This window comes from Citrobacter sp. CK194, assembly GCF_030333395.1.
Classification (GTDB): domain Bacteria; phylum Pseudomonadota; class Gammaproteobacteria; order Enterobacterales; family Enterobacteriaceae; genus Citrobacter_B; species Citrobacter_B koseri.
Genome location: NZ_JAOWGA010000012.1, coordinates 313,107 through 325,439 on the forward strand (window position 1 = coordinate 313,107; position 12,333 = coordinate 325,439).

At 53.2% G+C, this 12,333-nt stretch carries 17 protein-coding genes and 1 tRNA gene; 2 read left to right on the forward strand and 16 right to left on the reverse strand.

Annotation, left to right across the window (positions count from 1 at the left end):
• Positions 1-3: 3 nt before the first annotated feature.
• The 15 genes from OGX80_RS02155 to OGX80_RS02225 form a co-directional block, all read right to left on the reverse strand.
• Positions 4-432 (reverse strand): endonuclease domain-containing protein, encoded by a 429-nt coding sequence (locus OGX80_RS02155; protein WP_015387035.1) that lies wholly within the window; start codon positions 430-432, stop codon positions 4-6.
• Positions 405-704, reverse strand: a complete 300-nt coding sequence (locus tag OGX80_RS02160; protein WP_032174609.1) for a hypothetical protein — start codon at positions 702-704, stop codon at positions 405-407. Before OGX80_RS02160 ends, OGX80_RS02155 begins: the two co-directional genes overlap by 28 nt.
• Positions 688-1,113, reverse strand: a complete 426-nt coding sequence (locus OGX80_RS02165) for a hypothetical protein (RefSeq protein WP_233644227.1) — start codon at positions 1,111-1,113, stop codon at positions 688-690. The genes OGX80_RS02160 and OGX80_RS02165 overlap by 17 nt, the downstream gene beginning before the upstream one ends.
• A gap of 18 nt (positions 1,114-1,131) precedes the next feature.
• Positions 1,132-1,641 carry an HNH endonuclease signature motif containing protein gene (locus OGX80_RS02170; protein WP_233644226.1) on the reverse strand — a complete coding sequence of 170 codons (510 nt, stop codon included), beginning with the start codon at positions 1,639-1,641 and terminating at the stop codon, positions 1,132-1,134.
• Positions 1,642-1,657: 16 nt separating this feature from the next.
• The gene (locus OGX80_RS02175) at positions 1,658-2,653 is read right to left on the reverse strand and encodes a capsid protein (protein WP_065101984.1); all 996 of its coding nucleotides are present in this window, start codon (positions 2,651-2,653) and stop codon (positions 1,658-1,660) included.
• Between the two features lie 197 nt (positions 2,654-2,850).
• On the reverse strand, positions 2,851-3,264 hold the full coding sequence (locus tag OGX80_RS02180) for a hypothetical protein (protein ID WP_073527502.1): 414 nt from the start codon (positions 3,262-3,264) through the stop codon (positions 2,851-2,853).
• A 139-nt stretch (positions 3,265-3,403) separates the two neighbouring features.
• Positions 3,404-4,084, reverse strand: coding sequence for a hypothetical protein (locus OGX80_RS02185; RefSeq protein WP_233644225.1), 681 nt, complete (start codon positions 4,082-4,084; stop codon positions 3,404-3,406).
• A 3-nt stretch (positions 4,085-4,087) separates the two neighbouring features.
• A complete protein-coding gene (locus tag OGX80_RS02190) occupies positions 4,088-4,327 on the reverse strand; it encodes a hypothetical protein (RefSeq protein WP_000047582.1) in 240 nt (79 codons plus the stop codon).
• Between the two features lie 12 nt (positions 4,328-4,339).
• Positions 4,340-4,573 (reverse strand): hypothetical protein, encoded by a 234-nt coding sequence (locus OGX80_RS02195; protein ID WP_001547070.1) that lies wholly within the window; start codon positions 4,571-4,573, stop codon positions 4,340-4,342.
• Positions 4,573-5,136 carry a hypothetical protein gene (locus tag OGX80_RS02200; protein ID WP_000175823.1) on the reverse strand — a complete coding sequence of 188 codons (564 nt, stop codon included), beginning with the start codon at positions 5,134-5,136 and terminating at the stop codon, positions 4,573-4,575. Before OGX80_RS02200 ends, OGX80_RS02195 begins: the two co-directional genes overlap by 1 nt.
• Positions 5,133-5,309 (reverse strand): hypothetical protein, encoded by a 177-nt coding sequence (locus OGX80_RS02205; RefSeq protein WP_000187174.1) that lies wholly within the window; start codon positions 5,307-5,309, stop codon positions 5,133-5,135. The genes OGX80_RS02200 and OGX80_RS02205 overlap by 4 nt, the downstream gene beginning before the upstream one ends.
• Complete coding sequence (locus OGX80_RS02210) at positions 5,306-5,515, reverse strand: hypothetical protein (protein WP_000167303.1); 210 nt, start codon at positions 5,513-5,515, stop codon at positions 5,306-5,308. Before OGX80_RS02210 ends, OGX80_RS02205 begins: the two co-directional genes overlap by 4 nt.
• Positions 5,512-5,949 carry a hypothetical protein gene (locus OGX80_RS02215; RefSeq protein WP_233644224.1) on the reverse strand — a complete coding sequence of 146 codons (438 nt, stop codon included), beginning with the start codon at positions 5,947-5,949 and terminating at the stop codon, positions 5,512-5,514. The genes OGX80_RS02210 and OGX80_RS02215 overlap by 4 nt, the downstream gene beginning before the upstream one ends.
• A 37-nt stretch (positions 5,950-5,986) precedes the next feature.
• Positions 5,987-7,831, reverse strand: coding sequence for a DEAD/DEAH box helicase (locus OGX80_RS02220; protein WP_001547066.1), 1,845 nt, complete (start codon positions 7,829-7,831; stop codon positions 5,987-5,989).
• Positions 7,832-9,090: 1,259 nt separating this feature from the next.
• Positions 9,091-9,666 (reverse strand): recombinase family protein, encoded by a 576-nt coding sequence (locus OGX80_RS02225; protein WP_286471086.1) that lies wholly within the window; start codon positions 9,664-9,666, stop codon positions 9,091-9,093.
• A 533-nt stretch (positions 9,667-10,199) separates the two neighbouring features.
• On the opposite strand from OGX80_RS02225, the gene OGX80_RS22350 reads away from it, so the two are divergent.
• Positions 10,200-10,538 (forward strand): Rap1a/Tai family immunity protein, encoded by a 339-nt coding sequence (locus OGX80_RS22350; RefSeq protein WP_015387047.1) that lies wholly within the window; start codon positions 10,200-10,202, stop codon positions 10,536-10,538.
• A gap of 480 nt (positions 10,539-11,018) precedes the next feature.
• Here the strand turns inward: OGX80_RS22350 and OGX80_RS02230 are convergent.
• Positions 11,019-11,103 (reverse strand) — tRNA-Leu (locus tag OGX80_RS02230).
• Between the two features lie 201 nt (positions 11,104-11,304).
• Between OGX80_RS02230 and ahr the strand changes: the two genes are divergently transcribed.
• Complete coding sequence (gene ahr / locus OGX80_RS02235) at positions 11,305-12,324, forward strand: NADPH-dependent aldehyde reductase Ahr (protein WP_049009364.1); 1,020 nt, start codon at positions 11,305-11,307, stop codon at positions 12,322-12,324.
• Positions 12,325-12,333 lie beyond the last annotated feature (9 nt).

Here is a 12,333-nt window from a genome sequence, read left to right on the forward strand (position 1 = left end):
ACTCTATGTTGGATACGTAAGATTTATTCCTAAATAATTCTTACGATAGATATCCAACATAGCTTTCAAATTTATAATATTCACGCCACAAGTACGCCCAACATATCGCCCACCCTCAGCAGCGTTAGCAGAGCGATGCACCACAGCACGCACGCGCCCGGTTCGGTGGCAGTGATCCAACACGGCAGACGCAAGGCGCAGCGGCTTACCTGTCACCGCACAGCGTCGGTATTGATAATTCCACAGGAAGACACGGACAGCGGCCACATCAGCGCGGCGCAACTCCAGCCGCCCGGAACCATTCAACAGGAAGCGATACACATCTTCGAATGCAGCAGCATTTGTAATCCGTTCCGCCAGCGGCATATTGCCGAGGTGTTCCAGATAGCCCCGCATTGCTTTTCTTAGTAGTTGGTCTGTCCGTGTAACCATGATTCAAAGTCTCCATTGTCAGAGGCAGCCCGCTTGCAGGCTTCGTATTCTTCGCACTGGCGTTGGCAAACCAGAACATAAAGCTCATCAGCCATCGCATTAACGCGTTCGTCACTGATACCGTTGCGGCGCATTAGCCCCAGCAGCTTACGAAATTCAGCTTCCAGCTCAGGCTCTCCGGTATCCATTACCCACTGTTTCAGGTCAGCGAGTGCGCCAGTCATTGGCGGCGGCTCGATGTACCGCCACCTTAATTTAATCGTGGTTATCATCTTCTTTATCCTCTCTGTAAGCCGGGTGCATTGCTCGGTATTGCTCAATGGTCAAACCCTCGCTGGCCGCTGCAAACCGTTCCTTTTGCTTACCCGCCAATCGCAAGGCGCTGTCTCTCCAGCAGAGCAGAAAGAAGATGGTCAGCACCTGTTTACTCAAGCCATCCAGAAGCTCGCCAAGTCCTTGCTCAAGCAGACAGGCACGCCATGCAGCGGCGTGCTCAGTCATAGCACCGACTATCGGGACAGGTGCGCCAAGCATCGTTGCAAGCTGACTCATCACACTGTTAGCATCGCCCGGATGCAGCCGGGGAATAGTCATGCGGCTAGCCTGCGCCAACAGTTCAGCGTACCGCTGGCGGCGTGGGTCATCATCTGCCAGCGCTCTAATCGGCTTTTCATCAGCCATATATGGAACCTCCGAGGATTAGGCAGCCTGCAACAAATCGGCTGGCGTTGAGGGATGGTATCTGGCTTTAGCTTTTAGATAGGCAGCACGCGCCGCCGCTTCGGTAGTAAATAAGCCAAGGTGACGGAGTACACCATCAACGCGTATGTAAGCCTCCCATTTGCTACAGCCCTTATTCCAGCTATATCCCCTTGTCTTGCGTCGGTTCTGGTCGTTTTCCCGCTGCGTAACCAAACGCAGATTGCATAGGCGGTTGTCGTCACGGATACCGTTGATGTGATCGATCTGCTTACCGTGAGGAATAGCGCCATGCGCAAGAATCCACGCCACGCGATGGGCTTTAAGCTGATACTGTTTACCATCGAGCCGCAGGGCAACTTGATGATAGCCATCAGCTCGCCGGGTGGAGTCAGCATAGGAGCCAGCCTTAACCCGGCGTCGGTTAGCTTTATGGCACAAGCGACCTGTAACCGGGTCATACAGGAAAAGGGATCGCAACAGCTCAGGGGCGTAAGCATCACTAACCATGACTCAGCCCCTCCAGTTATGCAGCTTGTCGGAAATTGATAACGCAGTCCGGGCGGCGCAGCCCAACATTGAACAGGCGATATGAGTCCATCACCATTGTCATTTCGCGTTCATCATCCCACTGGCGATTGATAACGCTCTGCGCTTCGACTGTCACAAGTACAGACGCAGGTCGGAACAGCGTAGCCCTCGTCAGCGCTTCCTCTGCGGTAACGTCATAATCAGCGCCCAGCTCATGCCCAGTAATGGCTTCCTGCGGGTAACTGTTCAGCTCAATGACTCGTACCCCAGCGACATAGCCAACTCGACGCCATGCGTAATCGTTGCCACTATCCCGGCTGTAACGGACGTTCATCAGCTTCTTATGTTCCATCAGGATGCTGAACCAAGCCGGGTCGATGAGAAGGCACAGCTCCGCCACCGGAATATCTTTCTCAGTCAGGAATCGATTAACAGCAGCTTTGATAGCGTGAACCAGTTCGTTAGCTGCATCCTCTTCGCTCCCCGTGGTCAGGTCGAGCGAGACAATATTATCCGTAAGCGGGTTAAACGTTGGTTGCAGTGTCGGCGGTGGTACAAAGTCAGTCGCTTTGATTAGCTGGATGGTGTGCGCTTCGTCGTAGAATTTAGCGTGAGCAGTACCCATATTGCGGCTCAGCTCTGCGCGAAATGCGGGAGCTGTCCAGTCGTCCTGATAGTCAATCGGGATGCGGATATAGCTCAGCGTATCCACAGAGATAACCAACTTGTCCGACTTAACGGCGGTAGGCTCCAGCGATTGCCCTGCGGTTCTGCCCTTCACCTCAAGATCACCACTCAGGCGATCAATGCGGTATTGGTTGCTGGCTTTCAGCGGCCTGTATGTAGACAGTCCCTCGGCCAGAAATACGGATTTGGACTCTAAACGGGTCTGGACATCCCGGTCATAAGCCTCGATGTGAATATCATTGTCGGATTCCACCCCGCCATAATGTGGGCGAAACAGATCGGGACTGTACGAAGTATCAGCCATAACAAAACTCCTACGTAGGTTGATGAAGCCCGCGCCATCGTCATGGCACAGACGTGCGGAATCCTCCCGCCGAGGCAGGATTCAGAACGGTATCGATTAAAGGGATGAGGTGCCCCGAAATGGGCGTTGTGAGGCCAGAGCTGGCGCGGTTCTCAGGGGTTAGTGCGCGTGAAGTAAGGCGAACGTACTACCTTGCATTAGTGCGCACTCATACGCGCCATGTTCAACACCTTCCGCACAGAGGTTTCAGACACGCCAACCTTGCTTGCAATGTAACGATTCTTTTGGCCTTTTGCAGAGCGATCGATAATGTCAGCGCGTATCGCCTCAGTGATCACCTTGCGGGGTCTGGCTCGGTTCTTCTCGTGCCGTTTACGTTCGCGCATCCGCTCGGCCATCTTCGGCGGCAGCACAGGGGAAAGCCCACGGCTAACGCCAGATGTGCGGGTGCCGGATGTGGCAGACCGGGCAACGATATAAACCGCTTCGTCTGGATTGAAAACGTGCTGCACACGCTCAGGGTAAATGTGGTCGCATCTACCCAGCGGCAAGGCGAAAACTGGGCGCACGTCAGCGACACGCTCCACGGCATGGAAATTACAGGTGCTCATTACGAACCTCGGTTAATTAAAAATAGGCTTTCAGATGCCGCGCAGAATGCGGCTTGCGGGGACTCATGCGCATAGATTGGTGTGGTAGTACCGGGTTGGTGCGCACTCAGTATTGCAGGGCGCATTCCACCGTTGGGCGTTAGCGGCCAGCGCGTTTGCCAGCGGAGCGCTGCGCAACCAGAGCACGGTATTGTTCATCGTACTGGCGATGGCCGGGGCCATACCCTGATTGCTGCGCCCACTGCGAAAGCTGGTCATACGCTGCTATAAACTCAGCATGTGACATTCCGACAGGTTGCGCGGCAGTCTGGCCGTTCGGGACGTAACCGGTAATGGAACCGCCAGCCATACGCTCTTGCAGATACTGAACCGCACGCGACATCTGCGCGGGATCGCCAGACATGACCATCCGTTCAAGGGTTGATTGCGTCCCGGCGTCGAGCTTGCCAGCGTACTGCAACATCGCGCCAACTGTACCCTGACCTAGCTGGCTTTCGACAGACTGGTGAAACTGCCCCATCAGCCCATGAAGTTCAGGAGTCAACTCAACAGTGGTGCCATCCTGTAATTGCAGTGTGTCGCCCACTTGCGCCCCAGAGCTGTCAGCGTTCTGGTCTTGCTGATTTGCGATATTGCCATTATGCCATTGACCACCATCATTGCCGTTAACGGGCTGGGTACGGAGGAAATCAGCATCAGCAGGCGCAGAACTAAAGCGGGATGCGCCATTGTCAGCTCCAACAGGTGCAGCCATGTATGGCGATTGCTGCGATGCAGCATCAGCACCGGAAAGGTACGGATTAACATTCTGGTCAGACATAAATTACTCTCCTGATAATGCTCTAAGGTCGTGTACCTGCGCTAACAACAGCATATGAACAGGCACACAACGTTCCGGCAGTTTGCGCACACCGTGATACGCTTTACCCATATCCCGACGATCAACCTGATAGGCGTGGGCGAGGTCTGCCTGACTCACCTCAAGCGATTCAGAAATCAGCTTTAATTGTGCAGCCCAGTCTGTATTCTTGCGGGGCGGCAGCAATACGATAGTTTTGCTCATGGTAATTCCTCGTTAAAGTAATCCACGTTTACGAAGCCAACGACGCTCACCAACGGAGCCGCGCGGGCGTTGTTTCGGATTCTGGTTAAGTGTTTGGCTGGGGTCAGTTCGACCTTTCCCGGTCAGGTTCTGCGTCAGCACATCCCAACCCCGTGATTCAATCGGAGCGTATCCTTCGCGTTGTTCGTCAAGGTTCACGTAGAGATCAGGGTTAACGGCGGGGTGCAGCGGTTCGTTCTCTGCCATCATTCAGCCTCGCTGAATTTGGAGTTAACAGACTCCAGAGTATCCGGGTACGACCAACGATTTCTCAGGCAGCGTTGCACATGCGCGACGACCTCAACAGGGACGCCCAGCTTCCCGGCGATCTCCGCAGCAGGCCAACCGAAGCGCTCTAACTTGTGGATTTCATCTAAATCAGTAGGCACTAACTTGCGCACTACTTTCGGCTTCGCTGGCTTCACCTTCAAGGGTTTCTGTACCGGGTGCGTGTGGGCGTTGCTAAAGCGGGAATGGGCGATAGCCAGCACCGTCTCAGGGCGAATCAGCATATCGCGGGCAATCATAAACTCTGTATCGCGGTGCAGCTTGCCGGGCTTATAGCGGCTGCGGATGGCGTTGTACTCCGCCAGATTAATATCAGCATCGTCTTTCCAATGTTCGGCCAAGTCATCGACATAGACGCCACGGATTACTGCATCAATATCGGTCAGGGTATGACCTGTCTCCGCTGCAATCTCTTCATTGTTCTTTAGGTGCTTATGAGCCAGCGCGTTAATGCGCTGGATATCGGTAATACTCAAAGTCATAAATTAAACTCCGAATCAAATTTGATCTGGTCAGTAACCAACGTGTGAATCAGCGCAAGGCTTGACGCGGTGTGTGTGCCCGACTTGCGGGCGTTGTCGTACATGAAGCGGACTACACGTTGATATTTCTCCGGCAGCGTGGCGAACCATTGCCGGAACTGTTCAGGGGTCATTGGTCGTCATCCTCCGGGAACACGTTGTTAAAGGTTGTATCAGGCGAGTCGGCGGCGTTCTGCTTGAGGAAGTTCACGCAGGATGACAACTCGGCAGCAGCCATGCGTGACTCTCCCGCCTCGTCCTCCTTAAGCCTGCGCGTCAACGCACCCAGCAGCAGGGTTTTTAGTTCCCATGCTCCGGCTTCAAATTCAGATTTCGTCATTGGTAGTTATCTCCAACTGGTAACAGGCCTAGCGCACGGATGTGCTGAATCACTTCTTGATGCACGGGCTTCGGCAGAAACAAACGGCGGGCAATGGCGGCGTAAACTTCATCAGGAGTCTTGCGTACCGGATGCACCCGGCCATTGAAAATCCGGTCGGACAACCGGACGGCTTTCCAGCGACGCGAGCCATCCGGCCTTTTCATGCGGTTCAGTACAGCGGCCAGACACTCCCACGGCTCGCAATCATTCAGCAGGCAATATCGCTCCAGCGGTGTAGATACCTCGCGAATGATGGCCTCACGATTAAGGGTCTTGCGATGAGGTTCGGCCAGTTCATCCCAGTTGTACCCATTCAGGGCGAAAGCTAGTTGTGCGGTGATGAGCGCATCCGCACGCGCAGCACGACGCTGCGCATGTTCGGTAACAGGCATATGATTAACTCCAGAGAATCAGGGAGAGCCTTTCGACTCAGAGGTATTTAGCGATGTACTGCCAGTTGCAGTTTTCAGGGCGGTAGAAGTAAGCAAGCTCATCAGGCGCAACATCCAGCGCCAGCGATGACCACAGCAGAAAAGCGCGGGCAGGTTCCCCATCGCGCCCGGCTCGTCCAATCATCTGAACGAGATCAGGCAAATCATCGGGGACGTATGTCACGACAACGTTACGGATATCAGGAACATCAGCACCCAGCCCGAAGGCTTTAGTAGCAATTAGAATCGCGCCCGGCGTAGAGGCAAACCACTCAGCGTTTGCGTGGCGTTCCTCGTTGCTCAGGTGCATCGTCTTCGAGTGATATGGCCGCGCCCGGTCGCCCAAGAGTTTCAGGTACGCCCGCAACGTTTTAAGGTCATTGACGAGAATAAGCGTCTTCTCTTCTTTCGGCAGAGCCTCGACCAGACCAATAGCCGCTCGGAAACGTTCGCGGCACTGTCTGACTGGCGTCAACTGGATATTCTCGCGAGCAACATCAGCGCGGAATGTTACGTAATCGCCACGGCAGCCAAGCGACTCCATTAAACTGCGCTCATTTTCGCGTAGCAGCGTAGCCGTAAACACGCAGCGTTGAGCCGAAGGAAAGGCATTCAGTAGTGTGTGCTGCATTGCGTCGTAAGCTGGGCGGAAATCCCAGTCTTTGACCGTGTGTGCCTCATCGATAATAAAACGATCAACGCCATAAGCCATCAGCGCCGCGAGAACCTGACTCGACGGAACCAGATGTTCAGGCGAAACGACTGCAACCCGGAACGCCCCGGCAGCCAGCCCCGCCAGTTGTTGCGCATTGCGGTGCCTCGGTAGCTTGTCACCAAATGCCACAGCGTGAACGCCAGCCTCCCGCAACTGGCGGAGAATCTGACGCTTAAGGGTATTAGTAGGAACAACGATAACAGACAGGCCAACGCCAGCGCGGGATTCATAAATCAATGGGTAAGTGAAGGCAGCGCTTTTGCCATACCCAGTAGGCAGAACGGCAAGCACATCACTGCCACGGGAAAAGATCGCATCAGCAACAGACAATTGCCCCGGCCTCCACTCCAGCCCATCAGGTGGCAGCAGGCTAACGCGTGCGTTTCGGTCACAGCGAGCCAGCGGGCGGAACTCATACGGCGTAGTATTCAGTGGCGGCACAGACGGCGAAGCAGCCAAGCCGTTCGGGTCACAATGATGATTTGTACTATTAAATCTATCTTCGGTAGGCTTCGACTCTCCACACCAAAATTGACGAAACTCCCCTGAGTCTCCGTAGCGTTTAAAATCTGCGTTACGCATCGCTTCCAGTTTACTCATGCCCCTGTTAATGCGGCGCATGGTCTTCTCATCGCAAATCAGGAACTCGCGGCAGGCTTTGAGAAAAGCATTCTGTCCGGTTGTTGATTCCGGCACGGCGTGCTCGCGCGGTTTCAATGCGGCATCGTCTACGCGAACGCCGGGGAAATCTGGCGGCAGTGGTTCAACATAACGAGCAGGCTTTTTATTTAGCCATTGCTCAATCTCAGCGCGTCGGCAGTGAATCGCGTCGCCGGGCTGGATGACTTGCCGCAACCCAGCGTCAGAGCGCTGTTTTTGTTTCTTCGGTTGAACACCGTGCAGCGTTCGCCACTCCCGCAAGGTCATCGCGGAGCCATCTGCATTGTAATAAAACTCTTCGGTCTTTGTGTTGTATGCCGCCTTAACGGGCTTACGCTTTACGGGGCATATCTTGGAACGTCGAATAACAACCCCGTCAGCGATCATTTGCTGTACATCTGCGTCCGCAGTATTGAGCGGGTCAGCGTCGGCAGCCTGCGCAAGCAGGCGGCGTAGGTTTGTTGGCATGGTGAAATCTCCAGAAAATAGGGGTAGGTATTAGCTCAGGTTGGGGCGGTGGTACAGGTGCGGCAGACTCTCTGCCCTTATAGAGGTTTTCATGTCGGCAACAGTGTCAGTATCTTTATCTGCCTTAATAGTCACTTTCAAAATCGGAGAGTTTGTCGCGCTTCGGGAGTTATTCTTTCTCCTTAGTAGATACCTTCATTAGCTCATTTTTTAGCCACCACCTCGCTAAGCCTTATTGAGCCTGGGCTGGCAATACTTAACAACGCGATTTTTGTCGGTCAAAAGCGGGTAAGTAATGCTCTATATCTCCTTATTAGTAGCTTTTAAAACAGAAAACATAAGTTACTGATATCAATAGATAATTATGAAAGTGACTATAGTGATAAGTATCGCTAGATACGCAGAGCGAGCGCGGCGCAGCCGAAACAAGCGAGCGCGGAACGTCAACGGATGGAATCCGACAGGATGACAGGCGGCAGACAGTGAACGCAGTAGGACAGGTAACAGACAGTAGACCGTGACGGCGTGCCATAGCTGGCAGTAGCACAGCAGGCAGTAAGACCAATGACCAACGGCTAAGACCTGAAAGGAAACGAACAAGGAAGATGATTGAATGCTACAGAAATGAATTGAAGATGTTATGAAGAATACCGTACCGATATCAGGATAAGATTGAATACAGAAATAATACCGATACAGAGTACCGTCCCACTACACAACCCCGCCGCGTTGACCGCCCGGCAAGCACGGTTGCGTGGAGGGCCGAGCATCAGCAGCGGACGCAGGCCGATGAATGAGCCGAAGGCGAATGAAAGCGGACTAGCGGACGCGAGAAGCGTAGCCAGTGGTGAGCGTGAAGCGATACACTGATTAGGAGATGGGGATGTAGGGGAAGAACCCTTTTTTGTACATGTATTTAAAATGCAACTTTAAAGATACTACTTACGTGTTGACCATCTTCTAATCTAGCTTAGTGATTGGACAAAGCAGCCTTTGATCCCTTCCCCTGCCCCATCCCTTGAATTGTTCAGTGAAAATCACTTTCACAATCTGATCTCGATGTTCATCGTCTGGCACGGCTAAAGCCCCGCCACCTCTTCACATCGAGAGCCGCAAGTAATACGAAAATACATTATAAATCATAGCATTACGACATTAAGGATAACACAACTCTCTGAAATCAATACAAAAGCTGTAGGTCATCCATCACCCACAGCCTAGTAACGGCCAGTGCTGGCACCTCATTCGCTTGTAGGTCATCACCCCTCGCCCTTGTTCCAGTGGCGTTTAACGGTGCTCACACTAACTCCGAGACGCTTCGCTACCTTCGATTGAGACAGCCCCTCACTCCGCAGCTCCTGCACCTTTTGAGTGGTGTCGGTGGCTTCCTTGCGCCCCAGCTTAACGCCATTGGCTTTCGCCTTCTCCAGCCCGTCCAGCGTCCTCTCACGGATACGGTTTCGCTCGAACTCAGCAAAGGCTCCAAACATCTGGCGGATTAACTTGCCCTCAGATGAAGTCAGATCACGCGCTGGCAGGTCAAGGGACACCACCTTCACGCCGCGTTCTAACAGCATGTCGATGGTCTGCTGTACGTCGATGTTGTCACGCCCCAGCCTGTCCAGTTTCAGCACGACAAGCTGATCTCCCGCTTCCAGCTTGTGCTCAACCATCGCCCGAAACTTAGGGCGCTGCATAGCCTGAACGCTGCCGGAAATGTCCTCGCTGATTACCCTGCTCTCAGGCACCTTGTACCCGGCACGCTCAATAGCCAGCACCTGATTCTGCGTATCCTGCTCGCATGTTGAAACGCGGCAGTAGATAAAAGTCCTCATGGTTCACCTCACCCGTCTGGTATCACAAAACGGTAGCATCATTGCATTGGTGGTTGCATTTAGTCAAACCCTAAATTGATGACACCAGATGGTAATCACTCAGACAGGTAGCAAGAATCGAACGATTGATGACACCAAAGCCAAAACAATAACGACAGCCAAGAGAAGCGCCAAGCATCAACGCAAAGTGCTTTAACAGTGGAGATTCAGGAGTGATTTAGCGTTTAAAGAGAAGAGTAACCCTAACCCACAGCCTCACGGTCAGAACGCGAAACAGGGTCATAAACGCCACAGAGGAAGGCAAATCGATATACAGCCCGCCCAGCCTTCGGCTGGGAGAGGCGCACGGGGGAAGTTGAAGCCTTAATCGTTGAGGGAGGGGCAACCATAAGCGTGCAATTTTTCAAGCCGGGCATACCCTAAAATCAATCCTTAAAGAAAATCCCTCATGTTACATTAACAAGAGGACACCGCAGCGCTAGTAATTATTTGAAATAGAGCGGGATTGAACCAAACCGGAGGCGATACATTTTATGGGCAGATTAATTCTCGCTGCGTTACTTAGTAGCATTACTTTCAGCACATGTGCACTTACTACTGGCAATGACCTTTACGAGCACGGGAAAGCGTACAACTCTATTTTTAAGCAAAATCAAGAAGCAAACGCGATAAGTGGTACAGAGGCCGGGATGTACTCAGGCTATATTATGGCCGTAAATGACCTTGCTCCGTTCTGTTTGCCAGAGGGTGTAAAGATGGGGCAAGTGTATGATGTTGTATTCAATTACTTAGATGTTCACCCGGAAGCCCGACAGAAACCAGCTATAACTCTCATAGCGAAAGCAGTGCATAAGGCTTGGCCGTGTAAATAGCTTAGTGACATAGGCGCAGCAGCAACCATTAGCCCCGTTGGTGGTAAGACAACAAGCGGAGCCTCTGGCGACTTCATCAGGGTTATGTCAGTTAGTGAGGCTTATCAGGATGACCATGTACCCAAAGGGAGCGAGGCCGAACCGCTGGCAGAGCTTGCATATGGTCTGCAAGTACCGTGACCACCATAAACCTGTTTATCCCCTGCGGCGTCTCGCGACGGCGACAGAACGGGGGCATCGGGCTAAAATGCGCTTCACTAAAAGTTTTTGGGATTGTTTAGAGACGGTGGCTACGTCATAGCTTTCAAGTTGAGTCAGTACGTGTTTGACGCTTGGAACTACACGCCGCTATGAGTTAACATCCCAATTACCACTATCAACCACAGCGGCTTTTTCAAGGGACATAACAGAGCATTTCTTACAGGCAAAAGAGACAGATTTTATTGTCTAACTAGCTGTATTGTAAGGAATTTAGTGACTTGGTGCCGAAGGCCGGACTCGAACCGGCACGTATTTCTACGGTTGATTTTGAATCAACTGCGTCTACCGATTTCGCCACTTCGGCACTGAAGAGGTATGCGGAAAACGTTGTGGATTATACCTGTCACACGCCACCATGCAAGCGGTAGCATATGCCCGGCTCGCTAAGTGTTGAAAAAATCAGCACAACCCTACGGCGGGCACCTCCTTAACCCCTCCTTCTGCGAAGCGACTCCGTTTCCCATGCTCTACACTTCCAGTTCAACACCACACTGAGGGAAACACGATGTCTATTATAAAAAGCTATGCCGCAAAAAAGGCGGGCAGCGAACTTGAACTCTATGAATATGATGCGGGTGAACTCAAGCCGGAAGATGTTGAGGTACAGGTAGATTACTGCGGTATCTGCCACTCCGATCTGTCGATGATCGACAACGAATGGGGCTTCTCTCAATATCCGCTGGTTGCCGGGCATGAGGTGATTGGCCGCGTCGTGGCACTCGGCAGCGCCGCGCAGGATAAAGGTCTGAAGGTAGGTCAACGCGTCGGGATTGGCTGGACGGCGCGCAGCTGCGGGCACTGCGATGCCTGTATCAGCGGCAATCAGATTAACTGTCTGGAAGGATCGGTGCCAACCATCCTCAATCGCGGCGGCTTTGCCGAGAAGCTGCGAGCAGACTGGCAATGGGTGATCCCGCTTCCAGAAAGCATCGATATTGAATCCGCAGGCCCTCTGCTGTGCGGCGGCATCACCGTCTTCAAACCGCTGCTGATGCACCACGTTACCGCCACCAGTCGCGTTGGGGTGATCGGTATCGGCGGCCTCGGCCATATCGCCATTAAGCTGCTGCACGCGATGGGCTGCGAGGTTACCGCATTCAGCTCCAGCCCGGCCAAAGAACAGGAAGTGCTGGCGATGGGCGCCGATAAAGTGGTCAACAGCCGCGATCCAGAGGCGTTGAAAGCGCTGGCAGGTCAATTTGATCTCATCATCAACACCGTCAATGTCGATCTCGACTGGCAGCCTTACTTCGAAGCGCTGGCCTATGGCGGCAACTTCCACACCGTTGGCGCGGTGCTGAAGCCGCTACCGGTTCCGGCGTTTACCCTGATTGCAGGCGATCGCAGCATCTCCGGTTCGGCAACCGGTACGCCGTATGAACTGCGCAAGTTGATGAAATTTGCCGGGCGCAGCAAGGTCTCGCCGACGACCGAGCTGTTCCCGATGTCGCAAATCAACGAGGCCATCCAGCACGTTCGTGACGGTAAAGCTCGCTACCGTGTGGTACTGCAAGCCGACTTTTGATTGCCTTCA

Coding starts and splice junctions, on each gene's coding strand:
- OGX80_RS02155 (WP_015387035.1), bottom strand. CDS start 432: ATGGTTACACGGACAGACCAACTACTAAGAAAAGCAATGCGGGGCTAT.
- OGX80_RS02160 (WP_032174609.1), bottom strand. CDS start 704: ATGATAACCACGATTAAATTAAGGTGGCGGTACATCGAGCCGCCGCCA.
- OGX80_RS02165 (WP_233644227.1), bottom strand. CDS start 1,113: ATGGCTGATGAAAAGCCGATTAGAGCGCTGGCAGATGATGACCCACGC.
- OGX80_RS02170 (WP_233644226.1), bottom strand. CDS start 1,641: ATGGTTAGTGATGCTTACGCCCCTGAGCTGTTGCGATCCCTTTTCCTG.
- OGX80_RS02175 (WP_065101984.1), bottom strand. CDS start 2,653: ATGGCTGATACTTCGTACAGTCCCGATCTGTTTCGCCCACATTATGGC.
- OGX80_RS02180 (WP_073527502.1), bottom strand. CDS start 3,264: ATGAGCACCTGTAATTTCCATGCCGTGGAGCGTGTCGCTGACGTGCGC.
- OGX80_RS02185 (WP_233644225.1), bottom strand. CDS start 4,084: ATGTCTGACCAGAATGTTAATCCGTACCTTTCCGGTGCTGATGCTGCA.
- OGX80_RS02190 (WP_000047582.1), bottom strand. CDS start 4,327: ATGAGCAAAACTATCGTATTGCTGCCGCCCCGCAAGAATACAGACTGG.
- OGX80_RS02195 (WP_001547070.1), bottom strand. CDS start 4,573: ATGGCAGAGAACGAACCGCTGCACCCCGCCGTTAACCCTGATCTCTAC.
- OGX80_RS02200 (WP_000175823.1), bottom strand. CDS start 5,136: ATGACTTTGAGTATTACCGATATCCAGCGCATTAACGCGCTGGCTCAT.
- OGX80_RS02205 (WP_000187174.1), bottom strand. CDS start 5,309: ATGACCCCTGAACAGTTCCGGCAATGGTTCGCCACGCTGCCGGAGAAA.
- OGX80_RS02210 (WP_000167303.1), bottom strand. CDS start 5,515: ATGACGAAATCTGAATTTGAAGCCGGAGCATGGGAACTAAAAACCCTG.
- OGX80_RS02215 (WP_233644224.1), bottom strand. CDS start 5,949: ATGCCTGTTACCGAACATGCGCAGCGTCGTGCTGCGCGTGCGGATGCG.
- OGX80_RS02220 (WP_001547066.1), bottom strand. CDS start 7,831: ATGCCAACAAACCTACGCCGCCTGCTTGCGCAGGCTGCCGACGCTGAC.
- OGX80_RS02225 (WP_286471086.1), bottom strand. CDS start 9,666: ATGAGGACTTTTATCTACTGCCGCGTTTCAACATGCGAGCAGGATACG.
- OGX80_RS22350 (WP_015387047.1), top strand. CDS start 10,200: ATGGGCAGATTAATTCTCGCTGCGTTACTTAGTAGCATTACTTTCAGC.
- ahr (WP_049009364.1), top strand. CDS start 11,305: ATGTCTATTATAAAAAGCTATGCCGCAAAAAAGGCGGGCAGCGAACTT.